Genomic DNA, 24,628 nt, shown 5'->3' with positions numbered 1-24,628 from the left:
CTCGGGGCATGTTGCGGATCTATGACACCAGGACCAGGAAGGTAGAACCCGTCATCCCGGCGGCCGGCGTCGTCCGGATGTATTCCTGCGGGCCCACCGTGTACCGGTTCGCGCATGTCGGCAACCTGCGCACGTATCTGATGTCGGATCTGATCCGCCGGGTGCTCGGGGCGCGGCGCGTACGCGTGCGCGCCTGCCAGAACATCACCGACGTGGGCCATCTCGTGGACGACGCGGAGATCGGCGAGGACAAGGTCCTCGCGCAGGCGCGCGCCGAGGGAAAGTCCACGCTGGACATCGCGCGCTTCTACGAGGACGCCTACCGCCGCGACTGCTCGGACCTCAACATCCGGCCGGCCGACATCACCCCCCGCGCCACCGAGACCATCGACCTGATGATCGAGCTGATCGTGAAGCTGATGGAGAAGGGCCACGCCTACGCGGTGCCGGACGGATCGGTCTTCTTCGCCGCCGAGACCTTCCCCACTTATGGCGAGATTTCCGGCAACCGGCTGGACGCGCTCAAGCCCGGACACCGCGTCGAGGGCGTCGACCCGCGCAAGCGCTTCCACGCCGACTGGGCGCTGTGGAAGCACGCGGATCGCGAGCTGACCTGGGAAACCCCGTGGGGCGGCACCGGCTTCCCCGGCTGGCACATCGAGTGCTCGGCCATGTCGCTGCGCTACCTCGGCGACCACATCGACATCCACACCGGCGGCATCGACCTGCGCTTCCCCCACCACGAGGACGAGCGCGCCCAGTCGAACTCCGCCGCCGGGCGCGAGGTCGTCCAGCGCTGGGTCCACGGCGAGCACCTGCTCTTCGACGGCCGCAAGATGGCCAAGTCCACGGGCAACGTGGTGCTGCTCCGGGACGTGGCCGGCCAGGGTCTCGATCCGCTGGCGCTGCGGCTGGCGTTCATGGAGCACCGCTACCGCCAGCAGCTCAACCTGAGCTGGGACACCCTGCGCGCCGCCGACCGCACGCTGAGACGGTGGCGCGCGCGGGTGGCCGAGTGGGCCGAGTACCCCAGCGCCCCCATCGCCACCGCCTACTCGGAACGCGCCCAGGAGGCCTTCGAGGACGACCTCGACACCCCCACGGCGCTGCGCGTCCTGCGTGAGCTGGAGCGGGACGACGGGGTGGCGCCCGGCGCCAAGTTCGAGACGTTCCTCCACCTGGACAACGTGCTCGCCCTGGACCTGTCCAGCGAGGTCGGCAGGGCGCCGGTCCTTCCGCCGGGCGCCGCCGAGCTGCTCGACCAGCGTGCCCGCGCCCGCGCGGCCCGCGACTGGGACGCCGCCGACCAGCTCAGGGACGAGCTCGCCGAGAAGGGCGTGAAGGTGGCCGACACCCCGGACGGCCAGACCTGGTCATGAGCCGTCGGGGAGGACGCTGAGCCCCTGGCCGATGCCGCCGTCCACGGGCAGCTTGACGCCGGTGGTGTAGGTGGCCTCCAGCGCCAGGAAGACCGCCGCCGCGGCCACCTCCTCCGAGGTTCCGTGGCGGCGCATCGGGGTCGCCAGGTCGCCCGCCGCCTTGAACGCCGCCCGCTCCTCCGGCGTGAACCCCACGACCCCGGCCGTGGGCGTGTCGATGAAGCCGGGCTGGACCGCGTTCACCCTGACGCCTCTGGACAGCAGCTCGGCCGCGAGCACCTGGGCCAGCGACCACACCGCCGCCTTCGATGCGGCGTACACGGCCATCCCGGCCGTGCCGCCGCTGTCGGCGACCGAGGTGGTGAAGACGATCGAGCCGCCCCTGCGGATCAGCGGGATGAGCTGCTGCGTGCTGAACAGGACGCCCTTGGTGTTGACGGCGAACTGCCGGTCGTAGGACTCCTCGGTGACCGACTCGATCGGCCCGCCCTCGGCGATCCCGGCGTTGACGAACACGTGGTCCACCTCGCCGAGCAACTCCTTCACCGCCGGGCCGAGCGCGCGCACGTCGGCCATGTCGGCCAGGTCGGAGCGCAGCGCGTGGGCGACCAGCGGCGCCGCCTTCTCCAGGTTGCGCTCGTTCCGCCCCGTGACCAGGACCTCGGCGCCTCTCTTGGTCATCGACTCGGCGATCGCCAGGCCGATGCCATGGGTTCCGCCGATCACCACTGCCTTCATGTTTGTCATGCCGCCCACTGTGCGGAAAGGCGCTTAGGGTCCGCTTAGGGTGAGACTCATGCGTTTCGGGGTGCTCGGGGTTCTCTCCGTCTGGACGGACGACGGCCGTCCGGTCCGGGTCCCCGAGCTCAAGGTACGCACGCTGCTGGCCGAGCTCCTCATCCACGACGACGGCCCGGTCCCCGCCGACAAGCTCGCCGACGACCTGTGGCCCGACCGGCTGCCCGCCGATCCCGCCGCCTCCCTCCAGGTCAGGGTCTCCCAGCTCCGCCGCGCCCTGTCGGCGGCCGAGCCCGGCGGCCGAGCTCTCGTCGCCTACCAGCCGCCCGGCTACCTCCTGCGCGCCACGTCCGTGGACTCCCGCCGCTTCCTCGACCTCACCGCCCGCGCCCGCGCCACGCCCGCCCCGCGCGCCCGTGCAGAACTGCTGTCGGACGCGCTCGCCCTGTGGCGCGGCCCCGCCCTCGCCGACTTCGCCGACGCGCCCTTCGCCCAGCCCGCGATCGCCCGCCTGGAATCGGCCCGGCTGGCCGCCCTCGAAGACCAGGCGGAGGTACGGCTGACGCTGGGCGACCACGCAGCGCTGACCACCGAACTCGCGCCACTTCTCGACCGGCACCCGCTCAGGGAGCGGCTGTGGGCGGCCTACCTGCTGGCGTTGTACCGGAGCGGACGGCAGGGTGACGCGCTGGAGCACTACCGGCGGATGCGCGACCTGTTCGCGGCCGAACTCGGCGTGGACCCCGGCCCGCCGCTGGTGGAACTGCACGCGGCGATGCTCAGCCAGGACCCGTCGCTGCACGCGGCGACGGCGGCGCGCACGCGCACCAACCTGCCCGCCCCGGTGGCCGGGCTGGTGGGCCGCGACCAGTTGGTGGCAGACACCCGGGAACTGCTGAGCACGTCCCGGCTCGTCACGCTGCACGGGGTGGGCGGAGTCGGCAAGACCCGCCTGGCCCTGGCCGTCTGCGCGCCCGCACCCGCCGCACCCGGCGAGGTGTGGATGATCGAGCTGACCGGGGCGGCGCCCGGCGCTTCGACGCAGGAGGTGGCCGAGCGGGTCGCCGCCACGCTGGGCGTCCGCGACGACGCCTCGGCGGGAACCGCCGCCGACCGGGTGGCGGACTCCTTGCGCGGCCGCCGCGCGCTGGTCGTCCTGGACAACTGCGAGCACGTCGTCGAGGCCGCCGCCGAGCTGGCGGAACTGCTGCTGAGCCGCGCGCCCCAGCTCACGATCCTCACCACCACCCGGGAACCGCTCGGCCTGGCCGGCGAGACGGTCGTGACCGTCCCGCCGCTGGACGGGCCCGACGCGGTGGAGCTGTTCACCACCCGCGCGGGACTGCGCCCGACCCCGGCCGAGACCGAACCCGTCCTGGCCGTCTGCGCCCGCCTCGACGGCATCCCCCTCGCACTCGAACTGGCCGCCACCCGGGCCCGCACCATGCCCGTGCACGAGCTGGCCGCCCGTCTCGACGACCGGTTCCGGCTGCTCGGCGCGGGCCGGCGCGGCGGGCCCGCCAGGCAGCAGACGCTCCGGGCCACGATCGACTGGAGCTGGCACCTGCTGGGGGCGGCGGAGCAGGCGGTGTTGCGGCGGCTGGCCGTACACGCTGACGGGTGTGTGCGGGAGACGGCCGAGCGGGTGTGCGCGGGCGGGGAGGTGCGGGCGGAGGACGTCCCCGATCTGCTCGGGCGGCTGGTCGGGCGTTCGCTGGTGGTGCTGTCCGGCGGGCGGTACCGGCTGCTGGAGTCCGTCGCGGCCTACTGCGCCGAGCGGCTGGCCGAGGCAGGCGAGTCCGGCGAGGTACGGCTGCGCCACGCCCGCCATTTCGTCAAGCTGGCCGAACGCGCGGCGCCCCGGCTTTTCGGGCACGACCAGCGCAGGTGGCTGACGATCCTGGACGCCGAGTCTGCCGACATCCGTGCCGCCCTGGAGACGTTGACCGGCCTTGGCGAGGCCGATCTGGCCCATCGGCTGGTAGATGCCGTGGCCTGGTACTGGTACCTGCGCGGACGCCTCGGTGAGGCGCGCCGGGCGGTGTCGGCCGTCCTTTCGCTCGCCCCCGCGCGGGAGGGGATGGTGGCGGTGTGGCGGGCGGCGCTGGAGCTGTTCGCCGGTTCGGCCGTGGAGGCGCAGCCGGAGGCGGTGTCGGCGGACGGCGAGTGGCTGCTGGCGTTCGCGCAGTGGGGGTTCGGCGACCAGGACGTGGTCGAGCGGCGGCTGGGCAGGGCGCTGGCGGCCTTCCGCGAGGCGGGCGACGCGTGGGGCGAGGCGGCCGCGCTGATGTGCCTGGCGCGCTCGGGATTCTCGGGTGACCTGGCGGCCCGGCGGCGCGACGCCGAACGCGCGCACGCGCTCTTCCGCGCGGCCGGCGACCGGTGGGGACAGGTCAAGTCCACCGAGATCCTCGGCACGCTGGCGGAGGTGGCGGGCGACTACGACCTGGCCGCCCGCCTCCACCGCGACGCGCTGGGCGCGGCCGAGGAGCTGGGGCTGTGGACGGAGCTGTCCTTGCGGCTCTCGGCCCTGGGCAGGATCGCCATGCTGAAGGGCGACCTCGCGGAGTCGGAGCGCCTGCACGAGCGGGCCGGCCGGCTGGCCGAGGAGCAGGCCAACCTGCCGGCGATGGAGTTCGCCCAGGTGGGGCTGGGCCTGGTGGCACGGCGGCAGGGCCACTACGACCTGGCGGAGGAGTTGCTGCGGCCGTGGGCCGAGTGGTGGCGGCGGCTGGGCGGCACCGACGGGCTCGCGTTCGTCCTGGCCGAGCGGGGGTTCGCCGCCGAGCAGCGCGGGAACCTGCCGGCCGCCCGCGACCTGCACCTCGAAGGCCTGGCCGTCGCCATGGGCACCGGCGAGGCCCGCGCGATCGCCCTGGCCTTCGAGGGCCTGGCGGGAGTACACGTCCTCGGCGGCGACCTCCGCCGCGCGGCAGAGCTGCTCGGCGCCGCTGCCGCCGCCCGTGAGTCCGCCGGAGCGCCCCTGCCCGCGGGCGAGCGCGCCGACGTGGACCGGATCTCGGCCGCAGCGGCGCGGGACGACGGCTTCGCCGCCTCCTACGCCCGCGGCCACTCCTCACCCCTCGCCGAGGTGGCCGAGCGCGAGCTCGGATGATGGGGTGGGCGGACGGCATGGCAGGGACCGTCCGCCCGGTGGCGCACCTGTCCGCATGCGGGGGGCGGCGCCTCGGGCAGCGTAGGGATGGCGGGGTTGCACGTACGTTGCCGATACTGGGGAGTATCGACACAGAACGAGCACGGGAGCTGTTCGGCGGGGCGCGGGTGGCGCGCCTCGCCACGACCGGCGCGGACGGAGCGCCGCACCTGGTTCCGGTGACGTTCGCGCTGGACGGCGACCGGGTGGTGATCGCCGTCGACCACAAGCCGAAGCGGACGCGCGAGCTGCGCCGCCTGCGCAACGTCAGGGAGAACCCCCGCGTGGCGCTCCTGGCCGACCACTACGACGACGACTGGACCCGGCTGTGGTGGGTGCGGGCCGACGGGCTCGCGCGGGTCGTGACGGAGTACCCGATCCGGGGGTTGCGGGACAGGTACGAGCAGTATCGGCGGGTGCCGCCGGGCGGGCCGTACCTCGTGGTGGAGGTGGAACGCTGGACGGGCTGGGCCTACGCGAACGGGTAGCGACGCCGGGCTTTTGTCAGGTCATCGACGCCAGGCGGTGCGGAGCTCCTCGGCGAACACCTCGGACGGCTGCGCCCCGGAGACCACGCGGCGGCCGTCGAACACGAAGCCGGGCACCCCGCTCACACCGTGGCGCAGCGCTTCGGCCTCGTCCGCCCGTACGGCGTCGCCGTAGTCGTCGCCCTTCAGCACCGCCGCGGCGAACTCCGGGTCGAGCCCCGCCTCCCCCGCCAGGCGGACCAGGCTCGCGTGGTCGGCCACGTTGGCCCCTTCGCCGGTGTAGGCCCGCATCAGCCGTTCCCGCACCGCGTCCCCGACGCCCCGATCGGCCGCGGCGTGCTGGATCCGGTGGGCGTCGAAGCTGTTGACCGGATGGGCCAGGTCCAGCCGGTACTCCAGGCCCACCTCGGCGGCCAGGGCGGCCACGCGGGCCATGCCCTGCCTGGCCTGCGGCGTGGGCAGGCCGAGGTCACGCCGCATCCGCTCGGGCAGCGTGAGCGTCGGCTCGGTGGAGCCGTGCGGGTCGAGCTCGAAACTGCGATGGCGCACCTGTACGGCGTCGCGGTGCTCGAAGCCGGCCAGCGCGTGCTCGAAGCGCCGGTGGCCGATGTAGCACCAGGGGCAGACCAGGTCGGACCAGATGTCGACGGTGATGTCAGTCATGCCGCCCACGATAGGAACTGGGCTAACTTTTCGTAAGGACGTACCTCAAGGTAAGGTCAGGCCATGGAGGTCGGAAACCTGGACACGCGCGAACTGCCCGATCCGCTGAGTGACGCGTTCAACAGCGACTGTCCGGGCCGCGAGGTCTTCACCCACGTCACCAGCCGCTGGGGAATGCTGATCATGGTGGCGCTGCGCGACGGCCCCCTGCGCTTCTACCTGCTGCGCGACCGCATCGGCGGCATCAGCGAGAAGATGCTCTCCCAGAGCCTGCGCGGCCTGGTCCGCGACGGGCTCGTCCATCGCGAGGTCGAGCCGTCCGTGCCGCCCAAGGTCACGTACTCGCTGACGAGCCTCGGCACCGGCCTGACCGGGCCGCTGGGATCGCTGCTCGGCTGGATCGCCGAGCACACGCCCGAGGTCATGGCCGCCCAGGAACGGCACGACGCGCGTCTCTAGTCACACTTCTCCGCCGCGGTCCGTCAACGAGGCAGAACCGCATGACGGAGGAGAACATCATGACCATCCTGCTGACCGGTGGCACCGGAACCCTCGGGCGCCTCGTGCTGCCGCTGCTGCGCCGTACCGGGGCCGAGGTGCGGGTGCTGACCCGCAACCCGCGCCCGCCGGAGGACGGCGTCACCTACGTCAAGGGCGACCTCCTCACCGGCGAGGGCGTGGCCGCCGCCGTGGACGGGGCGGACCTCATCCTGCACCTGGCGGGCGGGGCCAAGGGCGACGACGTGGCCACCCGCAACCTCACCGGGGCCGCGCGCGCCGCCGGCGCCGGCCACATCGTGTTCATCTCGGCCATCGGGGCCGACCGGGTGCCGCTCGGGTGGTTCAGGAACAAGCTCACGGCCGAGCGCGCGGTGATCGAGTCGGGAATCCCGTGGACCATCCTGCGCGCCGCCCAGTTCCACGACCTCGCACTCAAGGTGGCCACGGCGATGGCGAAGATGCCGGTCGTGCCGGTCCCCGGCGGGCTGCGCTTCCAGCCCGTCGACGCGCGGGACGTGGCCGAGCGGCTGGTGGAGCTCGTCCAGGCCGAGCCCGCCGGGCTGGTCGCCGACCTCGCGGGGCCCGCGGTCTACGGGATGGGCGACCTGGTCCGCGCCTACCTGGCCACGGCCGGGAAGCGGCGGCTCATGCTGCCGGTCCGGATGCCGGGCAAGGCGGGACGGGCCTACCGGGCCGGGGAGAACCTCACGCTGACCGGAGGCACGACGGGTGGGCGTACGTGGGAGGCGTTTCTGGGAGAGCGGGCCTGAGCTGAGCGAGGACCGTCGCACTGGTTCGCTGGTGTCACACTGGGTGCGGGCTGGTGAGATGGAGGTATTCGTGAGGGTTAGGCCCTATGCCGGGCTGCCGTGGCCGTTGCGCTGGACGGCGCGGATCGTGACCGTCCTCCTGGCGCTGGGCCTGGTCCTGGCGGGAGTCGTCACCGTGATCGTGCGGCAGTCGTTCCCCCAGGTGGAGGGGGAGATCAAGGTCACCGGCCTGGCCGGGAACGTCGAGGTGCGGCGCGACGCCTACGGGATCCCGCAGATCTACGCCGACACGGCCGAGGACCTGTTCATGGCCCAGGGGTACGTCCACGCCCAGGACCGCTTCTGGGAGATGGACTTCCGCCGGCACCTCACCGCCGGACGCCTGTCGGAGATGTTCGGCGCCGCCACCCTCGACAACGACAAGGCCATCAGGACGATGGGCTGGCGCAGGGTCGCCGAGCAAGAGCTGCCGATGCTCAGCGAGCGCACCCGCCGCTACCTCGACTCCTACGCCAAGGGCGTCAACGCCTGGCTGGCCGCCAACCCGGACGCCTCGCGGCGCAGCCTGGAGTACTCCGTCCTGAAGCTCCAGAACTCCGGCTACAAGCCTGAGCCCTGGTCGGCACTCGACTCGGTCGCCTGGCTCAAGGCCATGGCCTGGGACCTGCGTTCCAACATGGAGGACGAGATCGACCGGGCGCTGGCCGCCACCAAGCTGCCGCGCGAGCGGGTCGAACAGCTCTACCCCGGCTACCCGTACGGCGAGCACCAGCCGATCATCACCCAGGGCGCGATCTCCGAGGACCGCTTCGACGAGACCGCGCAGCCGCGCGAGGACGGCGCCGAGGCGCTGGGCCGGGCCGCCCAGACCTTCGACGCCGTCCCGAGCTCGATGGGCACGGCCGAGCGCGAGGGCATCGGGTCGAACTCCTGGGTGGTCTCGGGCGAGCACACGAAATCGGGCAAACCGCTGCTGGCCAACGACCCGCACCTCTCCCCCGCGATGCCGTCCGTCTGGTACCAGGCCGGGCTGCATTGTCGGCAGAAATCCGAAAAATGCATGTTTGACGTCACCGGCTTCACCTTCTCCGGCGTACCCGGCGTCATCATCGGGCAGACTGACAAGATCGCCTGGGGCTTCACCAACCTGGGGCCCGACGTCGCCGACCTCTTCCTTGAGCAGGTCAAGGACGGCACCTACCTCTACAAGGGCGACTGGGCCAAGCTGGAGACCCGCCAGGAGCAGATCAAGGTGGCCGGGGGGGCACCGGTGACGATCACGGTCCGGTCGACCCGGCACGGGCCGCTGGTCAACGAGGTCATGGGCAGCGTGAAACCCTCCGGCGAGGCCACCGCCGTGGCCCTGCAGTGGACGGCGTTGATGCCGGGCCGTACCGCCGACGCGATCTTCGACCTCAACCAGGCCGCCGACTGGCACGAGTTCCGCGCGGCCGCGGCGCTGTTCGAGGTGCCCGCCCAGAACCTCGTGTACGCCGACACGGACGGCCGGATCGGCTACCAGGCCCCCGGGCGCATCCCGGTCAGGAAGAAGGGCGACGGGACCTGGCCCGTGCCCGGCTGGACCGGCGAGTACGACTGGAAGACCGCCCCCATCCCCTACGACCAGCTCCCGAGCGTCGCCGACCCCACCGAGGGCTACATCGTCACGGCCAACAACGCCGTCATCGACCCCGCCCGCTACAAACCGCTCCTCACCAAGGACTGGGCGTACGGCTACCGCTCCCAGCGCATCGTCGACCTGCTGAAGGCCGAGATCGCGAAGGGCAAACTGGACGCCGCGGCCATGTCCAGGATCCAGCAGGACACCCGCAACGGCTTCGCCGCGACGCTGGTCCCCGCGCTCATGCGGGTGAGCCTGGCCGGTCCCGGCACCGAGGCGCGGCAGCTCCTGAAGGACTGGGACGGCTCCCAGACCCTCGACTCGGCCCCGGCCGCCTACTTCAACGCCGTCTGGCGCCACCTGCTGAAGGGCCTGTTCGACGACGACCTGCCCCAGCAGGCCCGCCCGGCGGGCGGCGACCGGTGGTTCGAGGTCGTGGGCGACCTTCTCCAGGCGCCGGAGGACCCGTTCTGGGACGTGACCACCACCAAGGACCGCACCGAGACCCGCGACGACGTGCTGCGCCAGGCGATGGCCGACGCCTACCAGGAGCTGTCCGACCGGTTCGGCGCCGAGGTGAAGCAGTGGCGCTGGGGCGACATGCACACGCTGCGGCTCACCAACGCCACGTTCGGCACTTCGGGCATCGCCCCGATCGAGATGCTGTTCAACCGCGGCCCGATCAGCGTCGCGGGCAGCAAGGACGCGGTCAACGCCACCGGCTGGAACGCCCAGAGCGGCTACGAGATCAACGCCGTCCCCTCGATGCGCATGATCATCGACCTGAGCGACCTGGCCAAGTCGCAGTGGATCAACCTGACCGGCGCCTCCGGCCACGCCTACCACGCCAACTACTGGGACCAGACGGAGCTGTGGGCCCAGGGCAGGCTGCTGCCGATGCTCGGCGCCCGCGTCCACACGCTGCGCCTACACCCCCAGGAGCAATGAGCGGCGACCCTCAGAACGCCTGGCTGCCGGCGAAGGTCAGGGCGCGAACGTCCGTGACTCTCCCACGGCCAGGTCCCAGAGGCTCTCGCGCGGCAGACCCAGCGCGCTCCACGCGGCCCGTGTGCTGATGATCGGGGCCAGCAGTTCCTCCCCCGACAGGAGGAACGTCCCCCAGTGCATGGTCGCCATCCGGCGCGCCCCGACGTCCAGAAACCCCTGGACGGCCTCGGCCGGGTTGACGTGGGAGGTCTTCAGGAACCAGTTGGGCTCGTAGGCGCCGACCGGCATGAGCGCCAGGTCCAGCCCGGGGTAGCGCTCGCCGATCTGCGTCAGCCGTTCCCCGTAGGCGGTGTCACCGGCGAAGTACACCGACTCGCCGATCACCCACCCGCCCCACAACGTCTTGCAGGTGTCCCAAATGGTCCGGCGGCTCCAGTGGTGGGCGGGCACGAAGTCGAAGCGCACGTCACCGATCTTCGTGGAGTCCCACCAGTCCAGCTCGTGGACCTGCCGGAACCCCCGCCGGGTGAACCACGGCCCGAGCCGGGCGGGCACGAGCATGGGCGTGTGGCGGGGAAGCCGGCGGATGGTGGGCGCGTCGAGGTGGTCGTAGTGGTTGTGGCTGATCACCACGGCGTCGATCCTGGGCAGGTCGCTCCAGGCCACACCGGGGGGCGTGAGCCGCTGCCGGGTTCCCGGGATGCGGCGCGACCACACGGGATCGGTCAGCACCGTGAGGCCGCCGACCCGCACCACGAACGTGGAGTGGCCGACCCACGTCACGGCCGTCTGGCCGGTCTCGACCCGTGGCAGGCCGCCGCCGCGCAGCACGGGGATCTGGTCGGCGTCCCCGATGTCGGGACGGAAGCCGCCGTGCCAGGCGGCGCTCAGCAGTTCGCGGAAATCGGGGAGGGGGGCGGTGAGACGGTCACGGAAGTCCTCAGGCCACTGCGGCGCGTGAACGGTCTGCGTCATGAACGGTCCCCTGCCCTGAGTAACTGAGCGATCACTCTGAATGATCCCCATGTGGGCGTCTTCTCCACCAGGGGGCTTTCCTGGGGTAGCCGCCGTCATCCAGGTTGGCCAGCCGTTCGAACACGTTGTAGGAGGCCTGGTGTCCGCAGATGAGCAGGGAGGTGAACATGGCGAGCAGGTAGAGCGGGAGCATGGGGAGCCCGGCGCAGCAGGCCCACTGGGTCGCGTGGCGGCCCTCGTGCCGGATGAGGCGTTCGTCGAGGCTGTGGTGCCTGGTCAGGACGACGTTTCCCACGGTGAAGGCGCCCGCGACGGGGAAACGGTAGCGGTATCCGAATGCCAGGATCAGCCCGTCGGGCCCTGGTTGCCGCACGGCGCCGCCCACGACGGAGATGAGCAGGCCGAGGGGCGTCGCCAGGTTCACGAGGTTTACCACCCGGCGGATTCGGTAGAGGGGTTTCGGTCGACTCACCCTTGACCAATCTTGACAAGTCGGAATAATGATCCACGTCCTGAAATCTCCCACAAGAGCAGGATCATGCGATTCACCATCTTGACCGCGGTTGTCGGAACGATGGCACTCGCCACGGTAGGCGGCGTCGCGGTCACCCAGACGTCAGCATCGGACCCCCTACGAGACGCGAGCCACCCCGTCGGCGCCCAGGTCGCCTTAGCGACACCGACCACGAGCCCCACTCCCACCTCCACAGCTGGGGAGTACACCGCCAAGACGAAGGTCGTCAAGAAGAAGGGCGTCTCCTATCTGGACGTCGCCGTCCGCTACGACGGAGCCGCCAGGTTCACCGTCAAGCAGCGTGTGTGCAAAGCCAAGAAGTGCAGGACGGCGACCGCCCAGCTCCCCGTGACGACCGGGGCGGGCAAGACCACCAAGAAGCTCGGCAAGGGCTCCTTCAAGAAGAAGGGCAAGCCCACGGTCAGCCTGAAGACGCTGCCGTGGCCGACGAAGACCGTCACCGCGACGCCGACCGGCGGCGCCACCACGACGGTCACCGCGACGGCCCCCGCCGAGACGGTCACCGTGACCCAGACGGCGACGGAGACCGTGACGGTCACCGAGCAGGCCCCAGCGCCGCCCGCCGAGACGGTGACGGTGACGTTCACCTGCCAGCCCGCGCCGCCCGAGCCCACGGTCACGCCCACGGCGACCGACCCGGGCACCCCGACGCCGACGGGCACGCCCACGGCCACTGACACGCCTACGCCCCTGGCCGCCGGCACTCCGACCCCGACGCCCACCCCCACCGTGACGCCGACCGTGACCGACCCCGGCACGCCCACGCCCACCGGCACGGGCACGCCCACGGCCACGGACCCCGGAACCCCGACACCGACCGACACCGGCGTACCGACCTGCCCCGCGCCGGCCGAGCCCACCCCGACGGACACCGCTCCTCCCGAGGAGACCGAGCCGCCGGAGGACACCCCCGAGCCGACCACCCCCACCCAGTAGAAGCAGCGAGGATCTCGAGGGGGCAGCCGCCCGCAGACCGGCTGCCCCCTCGTTTCACGTCCTCAGGTCGTCGGGTTCTTGGGTTGCTGACCGTAGAGGAGCCACGATCCCGAGGCGGGTGAGGAGGGCGCCAGCAGGAAGGCCGCGACCACGGCGACGGCTCCGCCGTACAGGTAGAGATAGCCCGCGAGGTCGCCGGCGATCACGAGGTCGCCCGCCGCCCACTTCAGCGAGAACGCCATCGACACCAGCAGCCAGCCGACGGCGACCAGTCCCGCGCCGAGCTTGGAGCGCATCAGACGGCCCGCGCCCCAGCAGATGCCGAACAACAGCAGAACCCACACGACCGCCGCGATCGGGATCTGCCCGAGATACCAGGCATGGGTGAACCCGCCGACCAGGCCCATCGCGAGGCCCAGCACCAGCAACATGCCGTAGGCCGCGCCACCCAGCGCCGACTGCTCCATGGCGAACGAGGTTAGTGGATGCCGGAGAACAGGTCGTTCTCGCGGGTGTACGGCTCGCCGATCCCGCCCGCCTCGACCGGAGCCCCCGGGATCGCCTTGCCCATGGCGCCGCGGTACAGGATGAAGTGCTCCACCCCGGCCGCGCGCTGGCCGATGTTGTTGGACAGCGCGAAGAACGGCGCCTTCACGGTGATCTGGGTGGCGTGGGCGCGCATGGCGTCCAGTTTGTTCACCAGCCAGGGCCGGGCGTCGACCTCGGTGGTGATCTCGTCGTCGGCGCTGCCGAACGGCAGGTCGCCGGGGTCCTCGACGAGGAAGCCGGTGCCGGAGTCGGCCAGCGCCTCGGCGTCCCTGCGCATCACCGACCTGGCGGTGGCGGTGAAGTAGAACTTGGCCACCTGCCACGGCTCGCCGTCCCCGGGGCGGAAGGCCGGGTCGGCGGCCAGGTCGAACGCCCGCGCCGAGACGCGGTGCGCCTGGATGTGGTCGGGGTGGCCGTAGTAGCCGTTGGCGTCGTAGGTGACCAGGACCTGCGGGCGTACCTCGCGGATCACCGTGACCAGCCTGGCCGCCGCCTCGTCCACGTCGGCGCCCCAGAAGGCGGACGCGTCGTCGTTGGAGGCGGCGCCCATCATGCCCGAGTCGCGGTAGCCGAGGTAGCGGTGGTCGTCCACGCCCAGCGCCCTGAGCGCCTGGACCAGCTCCTTCGCGCGGTACTCGCCCAGCTCGGGGTCGCCCTCCAGGTGGGCCAGCTCCGGCGGGATCACCTCGCCCTCCTCGCCCAGCGTGCAGGTCACCAGCGTGACGTGCGCGCCCTCCGCCACGTAACGCGCCATCGTGGCCCCGGTGTTGATCGTCTCGTCGTCCGGGTGCGCGTGCACGAGCAGCAGCCGCCGATCAGTCATGTCCCCGAGCCTAACCAAAGGCACCTTGCTGGCAGGATTGAGGCCATGAGTGAGAGTTACCCGCGCATGTCCGCACGGACCCGACGATTCACCCTTGGAGTGCCGAGGGGCTTCACGATCTCTCCCGACGGTGGGCGGGTGCTCTTCCTGCGTACCCAGTCGGGTGTCGACCCGGTCACGTGCCTGTGGGAGCTCGACACCGAGACCCACGTCGAGCGCCTGGTCGTCGACCCGCGCAAGCTCGCCGACGCTCTCCTCGCCGGCGAGGAGAACCTCCCGCCGGAGGAGAAGGCGCGCCGCGAGCGCAGCCGGGAGCAGGCGGGCGGCGTGGTCGCCTACTCCGCCGACGCCGAGGCCGCGCTGGTCGCGTTCGCGCTGTCCGGCGGCCTGTACCTGACCGACGTGGCCACCGGCCGCACCCGCGTGATCGAGACCGCGGGCGGCGTCATCGACCCCCGTCTGGCCCCTGACGGGCGCAGCGTCGCCTACGTCACCGGCGGCGCGCTCCACGTGCACGATCTGGCCTCCGGCCGCGACCGCGTGCTGGCCGCGCCGGAGTCGCAGACCGTCACCTACGGGCTGGCCGAGTTCATCGCCGCCGAGGAGATGGATCGGATGCGCGGCTACTGGTGGGCTCCCACCGGTGACAAGCTGCTGGTGGAGCGGGCCGACGAGGCGCCGGTCCAGGAGTGGTTCATCGCCGATCCGGCCAATCCCGAACGGCCGGCCGTACCTCAGCGTTATCCCGCCGCCGGCACGCCGAACGCCCGGGTCGAGCTGTTCGTCCTGGGCCTGGACGGCTCGCGCGTGGCGGTGCCGTTCGAGGACGAGTACCTGGCCACCGCGTCCTGGGACTCCCACGCGCTGTCGATCGTGACCATGCCGCGCGACCAGAAGGCGCTGCGACTGTTCTCCGTCGACCCGCTGACCGGCGCGTCGACGCTCGTGCGCGAGGACACCGACCCGGCGTGGGTGGACGTCTTCGGCGGCGTCCCCGCCCACCTCGACGACGGCTCGCTGGTCTGGGTCGCCGCGCGGGACGGCGGCAACCGCCTGTTCGTCGGCGACCGGGCCGTCACCCCGCCCACCCTGCAGGTGCGCGAGGTCCTCGACGTCGACCACGACAGCGTCCTGTTCCGCGCCAGCGGCGGCGACCCCAGCGAGATCCAGCTCTGGACCTGGGACGGCGCCTCCCTGCTGCCCGTCTCCACCCGCTCCGGCGTCTTCTCCGGCCGCATGTCCGGCGGCGTGGGCGTGCTGAGCGAGCAGACCCTCGACGGCGAGGGCGTCTCCACCACCGTCGTCAGGCGTGACGGCATGGCGATCCCGATCGCGTCGCTGGCCGAGCGCCCCGGCCTCGACCTGCGCGTCTCACTCGGCCGCTCCGGCCGGCGCGAGCTGTCCACCGCGGTGGTGCTGCCCTCGTGGTACGAGTCCGGTTCCGGCAAGCTGCCCGTCCTCATGGATCCGTACGGCGGGCCGCACGCGCAGCGGGTGCTGTCGAGCCACAACGCCTACCTGGGCAGTCAGTGGTTCGCCGAGCAGGGCTTCGCGGTCGTCGTGGCCGACGGCCGCGGCACTCCAGGCCGTGGCCCCGCCTTCGAGCGGGCCGTGCTCGACGACCTGGCCGGGCCGGTGCTGGAGGACCAGATCGACGCCCTTCAGGGCGTGGCCGAGCAGTACTCGGGCGACCTCGACCTGACGAAGGTGGCGATCAGGGGCTGGTCGTTCGGCGGGTACCTGGCGGCGCTGGCCGTACTGCGCCGTCCCGACGTCTTCCACGCGGCGATCGCCGGGGCCCCGGTGACCGACTGGCGGCTGTACGACACCTGCTACACCGAGCGCTACCTCGGCCACCCGGACGAGCGTCCGCAGGTCTACGACCAGTCCTCGCTGTTCGGCGACGCCGCCAAGCTGGAGCGCCCGCTGCTGCTGATCCACGGCCTGGCCGACGACAACGTCGTGGCGGCGCACACGCTCCGGCTGTCGTCCGCCCTGCTGGCCGCCGGCCGCCAGCACAGCGTGCTGCCGCTGTCGGGCGTCACGCACATGACCCCGCAGGAGGTCGTGGCGGAGAACCTGCTGCTGCTCCAGGTCGACTTCCTGAAGCGGGCGCTGGAGGTCTGAACTTGTCGGTGCCGGTGGCTAAGCTGCGCCGGTGCGCGAATTCATCACGATTGTCGGGGCCAGGGAGCACAACCTCAAGGATGTCTCCCTGGAGATCCCCAAGAACAAGATCACCGTGTTCACCGGCGTCTCAGGCTCCGGAAAGTCGTCGATCGTCTTCGACACCGTCGCGGTCGAGGCGCAACGCCAGCTCTACGGGACCTTCAGCTGGTTCATCCGCAACCAGCTGCCCAAGTACGAGCGGCCGCACGCCGACGCCATCAGCGGGCTGACCACGCCCGTCATCGTCGACCAGAAGCCGGTCAGCGGCAACGCCCGCTCCACCGTCGGCACCATGACCGACATCATGCCGATGATCCGCGGCCTGTTCTCACGCGAGAGCGGGCTGCCGGTCAACCTCTTCTCCTTCAACGACCCCAAGGGCATGTGCCCGGAGTGCGATGGCATCGGCCGGTCGGTGCAGCCGATCCTGGAGATGATGGTCGACCGCGAGAAGTCGCTCAACGAGGGCGCGATCCTGCTGCCGGGTTACAAGGTCGGCAGCGCCGCCTGGCAGGTCTACGCCAAGCACGAGCCGCTCGACCCGGACAAGCCGGTCAAGGACTACTCGCCGGAGGAGGAGCACGCTTTTCTGCACGGGTCCGGCAAGGTCTCGGTCGGCGGCATGTTCAACATGACCTACGAGGGGTTGCTCGACAACTTCGTGCGTACCAAGCTCAAGCGTGAGACCAGCGAGAAGACGCGCGAGCAGATCAAGCCGTTCATCACCGAGGGCGTCTGCACGCTCTGCCACGGCGCCAGGCTCAGCCCCGAGGCGCTGGCCCCGCGCGTCAACGGCAGAAACATCGCCGACTACGCCGCCATGCAGATCACCGACCTGATCGAGGAACTGGCCGGGCTGGGCACGCCGCTGGCCGACGGGGCGCGGGTCGCGCTGGAGCGGGTGGCCGGCATCGGGCTCGGCTACCTCAGCCTCGACCGGGCCACGGCCACGCTGTCGGGCGGCGAGGGCCAGCGGCTCAAGCTGGTCAAGCACCTCGGCAGCACGCTGATCGGCGTCACCTACATCTTCGACGAGCCGAGCACCGGACTGCACCCGCGCGACGTGGGCCGGCTCAACACGCTGCTCGCCGCGCTGCGCGACCAGGGCAACACCGTGCTGGTGGTCGAGCACGACCCCGACGTGATCGCGGTGGCCGACCACGTGGTCGACGTCGGTCCCGGCGCCGGCGCCCACGGCGGCACGATCGTCTTCGAGGGCACCGTCGAGGAGCTGCGCCGGGCCGACACCCGCACCGGCGCGGGGCTGCGCGCCACGGGCACGCTCAAGACGGAGGTCAGGACTCCCGACGGCAAGCTGCCGATCGAGGGCGCCGACCTGCACAACCTCAAGAACGTCTCGGTCAGCGTGCCGACCGGGGTGCTCACCGCGGTCACCGGCGTGGCGGGCTCGGGCAAGTCGAGCCTGATCGCCGACGTGTTCATGACCACCTACCCCGAATCGGTCTTCGTCGACCAGTCGGCGATCGGCGCCTCCACGCGCTCCACGCCGTCCACCTACATCGGCGTCATGGACACGATCCGCTCGCTGTTCGCCAAGGCCAACGGCGTGGCGCCGGGCCTGTTCAGCTTCAACTCCGACGGCGCCTGCGAGGGCTGCCAGGGCAAGGGCGTCATCATCACCGAGGTCGCCTACATGGACCCGGTCACGACCCACTGCGACACCTGCGACGGCCGCCGGTTCAAGGAGTCGGTGCTGGCGCACGAGCTGCGGGGCAAATCCATCGCGGACGTGCTGGAGATGGCGGCCGAGGAGGCGGTGGAGTTCTTCACCGAGAAGGCGGTGCGGCCCAAGCTGCAGGGGCTGATCGACGTCGGCCTGAACTATCTGTCGCTCGGCCAGTCGCTGAGCAGCCTGTCCGGCGGCGAACGGCAGCGCATCAAGCTGGCCACGCAGCTCCAGCGCACCGGCGGCGTGTACGTGCTCGACGAGCCGACCACCGGCCTGCACATGTCCGACGTCGGTACGCTGCTGGCGCTGATGAACCGGCTGGTCGACCAGGGCAACACGGTCGTGGTCATCGAGCACAACCTCGACGTGATCATGCATGCCGACTGGATCATCGACCTGGGGCCCGACGGGGGCAAGGACGGCGGCGAGATCGTCTTCGAGGGCACCCCGGCCGAGCTGCTCGGCTTCGCCGGTTCGCTGACCGGAGAGGCGCTGCGCCGTACCGTGGGCTGACATACCTGGGTAGGACCACGGCCTGCCAACACCAGACCGTGGTCCGACGCGGCACCCGCCCCTCCCCCACGATCCTTTACGCCATGTGGACATCCCTCGCCCTCACACTGGCGCTGACGGTCACCCCCACGCCCGCCGACGACCTCACCTGGAGCCCCTGCCCCGGCGACAAGGTCGGCATGGAGTGCGCCGACCTCAAGGTGCCCGTCGACTGGAGCAAACCCGCCGGGCGCACCATCACCCTGAAGCTGGGCCGCCTCAAGTCGACCGGCCGGGCCGAGGGCTCCGCCCTGATCGCGTACGGCGGGCCGGGCGGCCCCGGCATCGCCCTGACCCAGCAGACCGCCGCCACCTGGGCGAACCTGCGCAAGCGCATGCACGTCGTCAGCTGGGACACCCGCGGCTACGGCGAGCAGTTCCGCGGCCTCAGCACCGGCCTGCCCTGCACGTGGACCAGAATCCCGATCGCCGCCTTCCCCGAGGACGACGCGGAGTTCGGCCGCCTGCACGACACCAACCGGGGCTACGCCGAGCCGTGCCGGAGCAAGGACCCCGAGCTGTTCGCCAACATGAGCTCCGCCGACCAGGCCCGCGACATGGAGGCCATCAGAAAGGCCCTGGGCGAGAGCCGCCTCAACTACTACGGCGCCTCCTACGCCGGCTTCTACGGCCAGGACTACGCCAGGCTGTTCCCCGGCAACGTCAGGACCATCGCCCTGGACGGCACCTGGAACCACAGCACCGCCGACTGGCCCGCCGAAACGGACGCGATGGCCAGAACCAACGAGACCTTCGCGGGCCGCTACTTCACCTGGAAGGGCGCGGGCTCCGCCCGCGAATGGCGCGCCTTGGTGGCGGCGGCCAACCGCAAGCCGATCCCGGCCAAGAAGGCGCCCGGAGTCGCCTACAACGGCACCGACCTGCAGGATCTGCTGCTGGGTCTGGTCCGCCGTGGCGGCCCCAGCACCTTCCCCGCCGTATCGGCCGCCATCGAATCCGCGGTGGCGGGCGACGCCTCCGGCTTCGTCCCCGAGCGCGGCCTGCGCTACCCCGACCAGTCCACCGGCGTCACCGAGTGCACGGACTGGCCCCGCTTCGCCAACCGGGCCGAGATGGAGGCGAGCCTGCGCCGGTTGCGCAAGGTGGCGCCCAACCTCGGCGCCGCGGGCACCCTGGCCAGCGGGACACTGGGCTGCGTGGGCTGGCCGACCGGCGTCACCAATCCCCCCAGGCCGCTGCCCAAGGGGCTGCCTCCGTTGCTGGGGAGCGGGGCTTGGGGCGAGTCGGACGCGGTGAAGCGGGTGGTGGACCAGGTGCCGGGGAGCGCGGTGGTGCGCCACGAGGGTCCGGGGCACACGCTGTACATGTCCAACGCCTGCGCCCGCGACCACATCGACCGCTACCTCACCGAAGCCAAACTCCCCACCCAGCCAGACACCAGGTGCTAAGCCCTTACCTCTTGGCTCTGGCCGCCGGAGGGCTTCACCCACCAAACCTCGAACCCACAAGGGCCTGACCCCGCAGAGGGCTGACCCCGCAGAGGACTGACCCCGCAGGGGCGCTGACACGCAAGGGTTGACCCCGAGGGCAGATGCCCAAGGGGTTGACCCGCAGAGGGCTGCCACGCCGAAAGCCCTGGCCCGCGGTTCTCGCCGACCCCATTGGCCTCCCGACCTCCGGCTCCCCTTCCTGCGCCACCCCGCAGCTCCCCGCCGCACGGTTCCTCCGGTCGGGTCAGGGGGTGGGGGTCCAGGTGGGGTTGCGGCCGAGGTAGCGGAGGAGGGTGGCCACGGCGTCGTCGTTGGCCTCGGCGTCCAGGGCGGCGGCGTACATGCCGTAGGCGCGGGGGCCTTCGACGATCTGGTGGGCCACGGGGAGGAGGTCGCGGGCAAGGTCGGCGGTCAGCGGGGAGGGGCGGCCGGTGGCCATGGCGATGTCCCAGGCGTGCACGGCGGCGTCCAGCGCGCAGGCGCCCACGGCCACCGAGGCGGGGAGCTTGAAGGGCGGGAGCGGGACGGGGACGTCCACCGCGTCCTCGGCCACGCCGGACCACGCCTGCTCGGCGGCTTCCAGGGCGGGCTCCAGGGTGTCCGCCACCGAGGCCGACAGGTTGCCGGAGGGGGCGAAGGGGTCCTCCTCGGGGCGGGGGCCACCGGTCAGGAAGCTGGCGTAACCGAGCTGGTCGCCGGAGGCGTGCTGGAGGACTTGGGTGACGTTCCAGTCCGCGCAGGGGGTGGGGAGCTGCCAGCCGTTGTCGGGGACACCGGCGACGGCCTGGCGGAGGGCGGTGTGGGCCTGGGCGAGGATGTTCCACTCGGTCATGGGAGGCGCCTTTCGCTGTCGTTCGATGACTCCACTATATCAGAACGGAATGCTCTATTCCATACTTTCAGCTGATGAAGAGTGAAGCCGCCGGAGGCCTGCTTGAAGAGGTACTCAGAACGCTCGTACGACAGGCGGCCCCGGCCCGTCTCCGGGCACAGGTCGGCGGGCTTCGGCCTGCGGGCCGGCGCGGGTCTGCGGTCGGCCAGGAAGACCGGGCCTCTCGACCGGCCTGCCAGGAGATCGGGCAGGAGTTCGGCGGTGCCGTAGCCCCAGGTGATCCACGTCGGACCCACGTGGGCGCGGCGCGCTTCCAGGTCCAGGTCCTCGACGTTGAGTGACAGCACGGTCTTCGCGCCGGCGCCGGACTCGTGGATGAGATGCCACAGGGTCCGCTCGCGTAGGGACGGGTGGCGCCAGAGGGCCTGCAGGGCGGGGCCGTCCATGGCTGGGCGCCGTTCGCGGCTCTCCGTTCTGCGCTCCAGGTCGGTGGAGAGGTCGGGGATGGCAGCCCATGCCGAGAATGAGCGTACGGCGGCGCGGTGCCGGTTCCAGGTCTTGGGCGCGGCCGTACCCCAGGCGAGCGCGAACACCCTGGCCACCTTCGCGCCGTCCACCGCACCCAGCGGCGTACGCGGACCCAGGTCCAGCCGGAGCCTGCGCAACGTCTGCCCATAGGACCGCAACGTCTCGGCCCCCAGATCCGCCCGCGCCAGAAACCCCTCCACCGCCTCCCCCAACAACCTTGCCTCACCTCCAACAACCCCGGACGGGGCGTGGGGCGCGGTGGTGCTGCGAGGTCGCGGCGGGGCAGCGGGTGCGCTGGTGCTGTCCGGTCGGAGCGGGGTGGTATCGGGCGCAGTGACACCGTGCGGCCTGGTCGTGCCGCCAGGCGTGGCCGTGGTCTTGGGCGTAGCCGTGGCCGTGGTCTTGGGCGTAGCCGTGGTCGCGGTCTTGGGCGTAGCCGTGGTCGCGGTCTTGGGCGTAGCCGTGGTCGCGGTCTTGGGCGTAGCCGTGGTCGAGGTCTTGGCGGTGGTCGCGGTCGCGGGGGCGAGGGCTGAGTGCGGCCCGGCAGTGTCGGGCTGTGGGGTGGTTGGCGCGTGTGGGGTGGTGGGTGCGTGTGGGGTGGTGGCGCGTTTGAGGAGGAAGGTGCGTTCGGCGGCGTTGCGGGTCAGGGCGGCGGCGCGTTCGAACTGGGTGCCGGCCTCCTCGTGCCGCCCCAACCGGGCCAGCAAGTCGCCGTGCACCACCGACAGCGGGTGGTAGTCCTTCAGGGCCGGGTCCCTGGTCAGCTCGTCGATCAGGGCCAGTCCCGCCTCCGGCCCCTCGGCCATGCCCACCGCCACGGCGCGGTTGAGCTGGACAACGGGAGACGGCATCAAGCGGGCCAATGCCCCATACAGTGCGGCGATCTGGGGCCAGTTGGTCTCGGCGGCGCTCTCGGCCTGGGCGTGGGAGACGGCGATGGCGGCCTGCAGGACGTAGGGACCCAGGGGGCCGCCGGACTGGCGGGCACGCAGCATCGAGGCGAAGCCGCGATTGATCAGGTCCCGGTCCCAGAGGCTACGGTCCTGCTCGTGGAGCTGGACGGGTTCGCCGGACGGGCCGGTGCGGGCGGCGGAACGCGACTGCTGGATCTCCATCAGCGCGACGAGACCGTGCACCTCGGCCTCACCGGGGGCCAGGCCGGCCAGCAGGCGTCCCAGGCGGAGGGCTTCCAGGGCGAGGGCGGGGCGGGTCAGGTCGTCGCCGGCCGTGGCGGAGTAGCCCTCGTTGAAGATCAGGTAGAGGACCTCCAGGACGGAGGCCAGGCGGGTGGCGAGTTCGGGGCCAGGCGGGAGTTCGAAGGGGATCTGCTCGTCGGCCAGCGTGCGCTTGGCCTTGGCGATGCGCTGGGCGACGGTCTGCTCGGGGACGAGGAAGGCGCGCGCGATCTCCTGGGAGGTCAGGCCGCCGAGCAGGCGCAGGGTCAGCGCCGCCCGTTCCTCGGTGGGCAGGACCGGATGGCTCGAAATGAACATCAGGCGCAGAACATCATCATCCAGCCCCGACGCCCCGGACAGCTCCGCATCGCGACCGGCGCCGGCGTCCCGGTCTTCGTCCGCGTCCCGGCCGGCCTCCTGCTCCAGCGTGCGGGCGATCTCGGCGTGTTTGCGCTCCTGCCGTTCGCCACGCCGCAGGTGGTCGACGGCACGCCGCTTGGCGGCCGTCATGAGCCAAGCCCCAGGATTGTCGGGTACGCCCTGGTCCGGCCACTGCTCCAAGGCGGCGACCAGTGCGTCTTGGGCGAGTTCCTCGGCCAGGCCCACGTCCCGGACCATCCGCGTCAGGCCGGCGATGATCCGTGCGGACTCGGCCTTCCAGACGTCGCTGACCGCGGCTGCGGCCGTCACCCGTAGATCAGCTGCATCCTGCCCTCACCATCCCCGATGATCGCGAAGAAACGCCGGGAGAGCTCCAGCGCCTCCTCCCGGGAGCCGACCTCGATCAGCGCGAACCCGCCCGCCATCTCCTTGGCCTCGGCGAACGGACCGTCCATGACGGTGATCTCGCCGCCGACCGACTTGATCAGGGTGCCGCCCAGCTCCATGCCGCCGGTGGCGATCAGAGCGCCCGCCTCCGTCAGCTCCTGGATGAACTTGCCCATCTCCATCTGAAGCGTCTCATCAGCCCTCGGCTGGCCCACGGTCGTCAGCAAAAACCTCATGCCGCACACCTTAGCGTTCCCTGTCACATGCCCCGGGCGACGCGTAGGCAGAAGACACCGAAAGGACCAGAGACATGACCACCACCACCGTCACCGGCCCCGTCACCACCCGTACGCTGCTGGCCGCCGCCGCGCTCGCCGCGCCGGTCTGGGTGGTGGTCTCCCTGGCCCAGGCGTTCACCCGCGCGGGCTTCGACCTCACCCGCCACCCCCTCAGCCAACTGGCCACCGGCGAACGCGGCTGGATCCAGATCGCCACCTTCGTCACCGTCGGCGTGCTGTTCATCGCCGGCGCGACCGGCCTGCGACGCGCGCTGCACGGCCAGCCGGGCGGCATCTGGACGCCCCGCCTGATCCGCATCGTCGGCGTCGGGATGATCGCCGCCGGAGCCTTCACCATGGACGCCGCCGACGGCTTCCCCGTCGGCACCCCGGCGGGCCCTCCGGCCGGGATGAGCTGGCACGCGATCGCCCACATGGCTGCCGGATCGATCACCTTCCTCGCACTGGCCGCCGCCGGTTTCGTCCTGGGCCGCCACTTCACCCGCACCGGCGACCGTACCTCCGCGATCATCTCCCGCGCAGCCGGCGTGGCCGTCATCCTGGGCAACGGCTGGACGATGAGCGGCGGCCGCATGGGCTCGCTCACCCTGGCGATCGGGGTGTCGCTCGCACTGGCCTGGGTCTCCACGGTCGCCTACCGCCTGCGCAACCGCACCTGACCCATCAGCGTGTACGGCACAGCGTTCGCACCCCACCACCCAAGCCCCGCTCCGGAACCCGGAGCGGGGCTCACCCGTATCAGCCACCACCCGCTCGCGGGGCGACGGGATAAGCCGGAGAGCCCCCAACCACCCAGAGCCCGGACAACCAGGACCCGAGACCCGAACCCGGATGCCCGAAACCCCCAACCCGGAAGACCGACACCGGGTAGCCGGAGACCCGGGGAGCCCTGGGCCGGGGGCCGGAGGGCCGGAGGGCCGGGAGCCCGAGCGGTGGGGCGGGGGCCGGGGGCCGGAGGGCCGGGAGCCCGAGCGGTGGGGCGGGTGGCCTGAGGCTCGGAAACCCGACGAGACGGGCCCCACGGGCCGGGGCTGGGGGCTGAGGCCGGGGCTGGGGGCTGGGCTGGGCTGGGGGCTGGGGGGCT

20 protein-coding genes are annotated in these 24,628 nt (G+C 71.7%); 11 read left to right on the top strand and 9 right to left on the bottom strand.

Annotated features, from left to right (window positions below):
- Positions 1 to 8 precede the first annotated feature (8 nt).
- Complete coding sequence (gene cysS / locus ACFWY5_RS32550) at positions 9 to 1,379, top strand: cysteine--tRNA ligase (protein WP_379636483.1); 1,371 nt, start codon at positions 9 to 11, stop codon at positions 1,377 to 1,379.
- Here cysS and ACFWY5_RS32545 read toward each other — a convergent pair.
- Positions 1,374 to 2,126, bottom strand: coding sequence for an SDR family NAD(P)-dependent oxidoreductase (locus ACFWY5_RS32545; protein WP_379636480.1), 753 nt, complete (start codon positions 2,124 to 2,126; stop codon positions 1,374 to 1,376). The two genes, cysS and ACFWY5_RS32545, sit on opposite strands and share 6 nt — an antisense overlap.
- A 49-nt stretch (positions 2,127 to 2,175) precedes the next feature.
- Between ACFWY5_RS32545 and ACFWY5_RS32540 the strand changes: the two genes are divergently transcribed.
- Both ACFWY5_RS32540 and ACFWY5_RS32535 read left to right on the top strand, forming a co-directional pair.
- Entirely contained in the window at positions 2,176 to 5,232 is a 3,057-nt protein-coding gene (locus tag ACFWY5_RS32540) for a BTAD domain-containing putative transcriptional regulator (RefSeq protein WP_379636478.1), read from the top strand.
- Positions 5,233 to 5,357: 125 nt separating this feature from the next.
- Complete coding sequence (locus ACFWY5_RS32535; protein ID WP_379636600.1) at positions 5,358 to 5,759, top strand: TIGR03668 family PPOX class F420-dependent oxidoreductase; 402 nt, start codon at positions 5,358 to 5,360, stop codon at positions 5,757 to 5,759.
- A gap of 21 nt (positions 5,760 to 5,780) precedes the next feature.
- Here ACFWY5_RS32535 and ACFWY5_RS32530 read toward each other — a convergent pair whose 3' ends face one another.
- Positions 5,781 to 6,422: a DsbA family oxidoreductase gene (locus ACFWY5_RS32530; protein ID WP_379610615.1), complete on the bottom strand. Its 642-nt coding sequence runs from the start codon at positions 6,420 to 6,422 to the stop codon at positions 5,781 to 5,783.
- 63 nt (positions 6,423 to 6,485) lie between these two features.
- Here ACFWY5_RS32530 and ACFWY5_RS32525 point away from each other — a divergent pair, with 63 nt between their 5' ends.
- From ACFWY5_RS32525 to ACFWY5_RS32515, 3 genes are all read left to right on the top strand, one after another.
- Positions 6,486 to 6,881: a winged helix-turn-helix transcriptional regulator gene (locus ACFWY5_RS32525; protein ID WP_379636476.1), complete on the top strand. Its 396-nt coding sequence runs from the start codon at positions 6,486 to 6,488 to the stop codon at positions 6,879 to 6,881.
- A gap of 41 nt (positions 6,882 to 6,922) precedes the next feature.
- Positions 6,923 to 7,693, top strand: coding sequence for an SDR family oxidoreductase (locus tag ACFWY5_RS32520; protein WP_379636474.1), 771 nt, complete (start codon positions 6,923 to 6,925; stop codon positions 7,691 to 7,693).
- A 70-nt stretch (positions 7,694 to 7,763) separates the two neighbouring features.
- A complete protein-coding gene (locus ACFWY5_RS32515; RefSeq protein ID WP_379636472.1) occupies positions 7,764 to 10,262 on the top strand; it encodes a penicillin acylase family protein in 2,499 nt (832 codons plus the stop codon).
- Between the two features lie 36 nt (positions 10,263 to 10,298).
- Here ACFWY5_RS32515 and ACFWY5_RS32510 read toward each other — a convergent pair whose 3' ends face one another.
- Positions 10,299 to 11,237: an MBL fold metallo-hydrolase gene (locus ACFWY5_RS32510; RefSeq protein ID WP_379610622.1), complete on the bottom strand. Its 939-nt coding sequence runs from the start codon at positions 11,235 to 11,237 to the stop codon at positions 10,299 to 10,301.
- Positions 11,238 to 11,268: 31 nt separating this feature from the next.
- Positions 11,269 to 11,661, bottom strand: coding sequence for a hypothetical protein (locus ACFWY5_RS32505; RefSeq protein WP_379610623.1), 393 nt, complete (start codon positions 11,659 to 11,661; stop codon positions 11,269 to 11,271).
- Between the two features lie 114 nt (positions 11,662 to 11,775).
- Between ACFWY5_RS32505 and ACFWY5_RS32500 the strand changes: the two genes are divergently transcribed.
- Positions 11,776 to 12,708 (top strand): hypothetical protein, encoded by a 933-nt coding sequence (locus tag ACFWY5_RS32500; protein ID WP_379636470.1) that lies wholly within the window; start codon positions 11,776 to 11,778, stop codon positions 12,706 to 12,708.
- A gap of 62 nt (positions 12,709 to 12,770) precedes the next feature.
- On the opposite strand, the gene ACFWY5_RS32495 is transcribed toward ACFWY5_RS32500, so the two are convergent.
- Positions 12,771 to 13,175 (bottom strand): DUF6113 family protein, encoded by a 405-nt coding sequence (locus ACFWY5_RS32495; protein WP_379610625.1) that lies wholly within the window; start codon positions 13,173 to 13,175, stop codon positions 12,771 to 12,773.
- An 11-nt stretch (positions 13,176 to 13,186) separates the two neighbouring features.
- A complete protein-coding gene (gene mshB, locus ACFWY5_RS32490) occupies positions 13,187 to 14,080 on the bottom strand; it encodes an N-acetyl-1-D-myo-inositol-2-amino-2-deoxy-alpha-D-glucopyranoside deacetylase (protein ID WP_379610626.1) in 894 nt (297 codons plus the stop codon).
- Positions 14,081 to 14,125: 45 nt separating this feature from the next.
- On the opposite strand from mshB, the gene ACFWY5_RS32485 reads away from it, so the two are divergent.
- The 3 genes from ACFWY5_RS32485 (at position 14,126) to ACFWY5_RS32475 (ending at position 19,900) form a co-directional block, all read left to right on the top strand.
- Positions 14,126 to 16,207: a prolyl oligopeptidase family serine peptidase gene (locus ACFWY5_RS32485; RefSeq protein ID WP_379636467.1), complete on the top strand. Its 2,082-nt coding sequence runs from the start codon at positions 14,126 to 14,128 to the stop codon at positions 16,205 to 16,207.
- A 31-nt stretch (positions 16,208 to 16,238) separates the two neighbouring features.
- A complete protein-coding gene (locus ACFWY5_RS32480) occupies positions 16,239 to 18,452 on the top strand; it encodes an ATP-binding cassette domain-containing protein (protein ID WP_379610628.1) in 2,214 nt (737 codons plus the stop codon).
- Between the two features lie 83 nt (positions 18,453 to 18,535).
- The gene (locus ACFWY5_RS32475; RefSeq protein ID WP_379636465.1) at positions 18,536 to 19,900 is read left to right on the top strand and encodes an alpha/beta fold hydrolase; all 1,365 of its coding nucleotides are present in this window, start codon (positions 18,536 to 18,538) and stop codon (positions 19,898 to 19,900) included.
- 286 nt (positions 19,901 to 20,186) lie between these two features.
- Here the strand turns inward: ACFWY5_RS32475 and ACFWY5_RS32470 are convergent, their stop codons facing one another.
- From ACFWY5_RS32470 to ACFWY5_RS32460, 3 genes are read right to left on the bottom strand one after another with little or no spacing between them, the layout of a single operon-like run.
- Positions 20,187 to 20,774 (bottom strand): TIGR03086 family metal-binding protein, encoded by a 588-nt coding sequence (locus ACFWY5_RS32470; protein WP_379636463.1) that lies wholly within the window; start codon positions 20,772 to 20,774, stop codon positions 20,187 to 20,189.
- Positions 20,771 to 23,167, bottom strand: a complete 2,397-nt coding sequence (locus ACFWY5_RS32465; protein WP_379636461.1) for a sigma-70 family RNA polymerase sigma factor — start codon at positions 23,165 to 23,167, stop codon at positions 20,771 to 20,773. Before ACFWY5_RS32465 ends, ACFWY5_RS32470 begins: the two co-directional genes overlap by 4 nt.
- On the bottom strand, positions 23,164 to 23,481 hold the full coding sequence (locus ACFWY5_RS32460) for a YciI family protein (RefSeq protein ID WP_379610633.1): 318 nt from the start codon (positions 23,479 to 23,481) through the stop codon (positions 23,164 to 23,166). Before ACFWY5_RS32460 ends, ACFWY5_RS32465 begins: the two co-directional genes overlap by 4 nt.
- Before the next feature lie 74 nt (positions 23,482 to 23,555).
- On the opposite strand from ACFWY5_RS32460, the gene ACFWY5_RS32455 reads away from it, so the two are divergent.
- On the top strand, positions 23,556 to 24,203 hold the full coding sequence (locus tag ACFWY5_RS32455; protein ID WP_379636459.1) for a DUF998 domain-containing protein: 648 nt from the start codon (positions 23,556 to 23,558) through the stop codon (positions 24,201 to 24,203).
- Positions 24,204 to 24,628 lie beyond the last annotated feature (425 nt).

It is taken from the genome of Nonomuraea sp. NPDC059007 (assembly GCF_042740555.1).
In the GTDB taxonomy this organism is placed as follows: Bacteria; Actinomycetota; Actinomycetes; order Streptosporangiales; family Streptosporangiaceae; genus Nonomuraea.
The sequence above is the reverse complement of the archived record's forward strand: the minus strand, read 5'-3'. Positions and strand labels throughout refer to the sequence as shown.